The sequence below is a fragment of the Pedobacter sp. genome (assembly GCF_045628745.1).
Taxonomy (GTDB): Bacteria; Bacteroidota; Bacteroidia; order Sphingobacteriales; family Sphingobacteriaceae; genus Pedobacter.
Map to the genome: position 1 here is coordinate 1 of NZ_JAZQPU010000414.1, position 2,239 is coordinate 2,239.

A 2,239-nucleotide genomic window follows, 5' to 3' on the forward strand; every position below is an offset into this window, starting at 1 on the left:
GTACATCCCTTTGAAGAGATGACATATGAATTTGGAATAGCTTGAGGAAGTTGTGCAATGATGTTATTCATGCTTGCGCAAACGCCACCCTGCTCAGCATGCACTACCTCTCCTGCCAGCAGCGGTATGGAGTTTTCTTTAAGACTCAGGTCCTTTAACAAATGATCATAAACAACTTTAACCTTCTGAGTCCATAAACTATCGCCAGTATTAGATTCACCCTGGTGCATTAAAATCCCTTTGATTACCCCTTGCTTCTGGGCAATTTTTGCTAGTTCGACTAAGCGTCCATAAGGATTTCCACCATATTCACTAATCATTCCCTTCATCCATTCCGGGGCATTGGCAATATATGTTTGAGCTTGATTTTGATCAAACAATTCAATTTTACAGCCGCCAACGGCCACATTAATTACCCCCACAGTAACATTTTCTGGAAGCTGCTCAAGCATTGTTCTTCCAAAATAATCTGCAGGCGTTAATCCTGTGTTACACCTGGTTATTGGTGGTATTGCGGTATACCAGTTTCCTTTTTTCCTGTTCAGCTCAGCGCAGTCCACTGCTTGTAACACTTTAAAACGACCACTTACATTAGTGGTATCCTGGGCTTCAAACTTAGCACTGCCTTCCATGTTTGATTGTCCGAAACAGAGATAAATATGGAAGTTTGGATTTTGGGCATAACTATTACTTATGCCCAATAAAAAGAGTAAAACTAAGAAGCCTGTTCTTATCATTTTTACCAAGCTTAAACTTGGTTTTACCTTATAAGTATCTGTCATCGCCATACATGTTATGAGTATCTGATGGGATAAAACTATAGCATTCAGCGGCTAATACAGGGAAGTATTGATTATTTTAACAGCAAATATGTTTAATGCTATTCTCCTTTACATCAGCGTAGCCAGCTCAGCTTTCTTCCAGCAAATGAACTTCTACTTGTCGCTTTAAAAGCCTGTATTCTGAAGGTTGCATGTTAAATTTAGCCTTAAAAGACTTTGCAAAATAATTAGGTGTAGCAAAACCAACCATGTAAGCAATCTGAGAAACATTCAAATCGCTTTTTTCAAGTAAAACGGTTGCTTTATCTAACTTCACAGATCTGATATAAACTACCGGCGACTGGCCTGTTAGCTCCAGAATTTTATGATATAAAGATCCCCTGCTCATGCCTACATGTTTGCTCAAATCTTCCACAGAGAGTTTAGGGTTATTCAAATTTTCTTCAATGTACAGCACAACTTTATTTAATAACCTATCGCTATGCGATTCTATCACTACTTCTGGTGTCTGAACTTTGATCTGTTTAGTATAGGTGTCTTTAAACGTTTTATTTAAGGCCAGTAAGTTCTTAATTTTTGCATTGAGAATTTCAAAATTAAAAGGCTTGGTTAAATAGTCACTTGCACCGGTTTCCAATCCTCTAATCTGCTCCTCTTCACCAGTTAATGCGGTCAATAAGATAATGGGAATATGGTTGGTTCTTTTATCGGCTTTTACTTTACCACATAACTCAATGCCATTCATCATCGGCATATTGATATCACTAACAATAACCTGGGGATGATGCGCTAAGGCCTTTTGCCAGCCCTCCTGTCCATTGCAGGCCTCATAAATTTTATAAACCGACTTTAAACTATCTTTAAGGTAAAACCTGAAATCTTCATTATCTTCTACCAACAGCACTGATGGCCTATCTATACCATTTTCGATTTTATCAGCTTTAACATTCGTTTCTTGTTCCATTTGAGATGTAATAGAACTTGAAAAATCAATGGTCAATTCATCTGCAGCCTGAGTTGTGGAACAAGGGAGTTCAATGGTGAAACATGTGCCAACGCCAGGTTCGCTTTGCACGGAAATTTGGCCATCATGCATTTTAACAAATTCTTTAGCGATGGATAAACCAATCCCACTTCCTTGGTTTAAGATGGTTGCAGCGGTATCAATCTGGAAAAAACGATCAAAGATCTTCTCTTTGTCCTCTGCAGAGATCCCGATTCCGGTATCCGATACCTTGATCAGCAAGGCAGCTTCCTCCGCATTGCCCAGTTGTTCACTTCTCTCTAATTCTAATGAAATTGTGCCACCAATAGGCGTAAATTTAAAGGCATTGCTTAACAAATTGAACAACACACGTTCTATTTTATCCTGATCAAATGAAATAAAGAAATACCGCAGCTGGCTTTTAAAGACCAGTTGAATTTGCTTACGTTCACTGAGGTCGTTAAACGATTCT

General features: G+C 38.6%; 2 protein-coding genes. Both read right to left on the reverse strand.

Going from position 1 to position 2,239, the window contains the following annotated elements:
- On the reverse strand, positions 1–782 hold a 782-nt coding region (locus ACR2F7_RS14970), incomplete at its 3' end, for a sialate O-acetylesterase (protein WP_432714352.1).
- Between the two features lie 127 nt (positions 783–909).
- Positions 910–2,239: ATP-binding protein (locus ACR2F7_RS14975; protein ID WP_432714353.1), on the reverse strand; the 1,330-nt coding region annotated here is incomplete at its 5' end.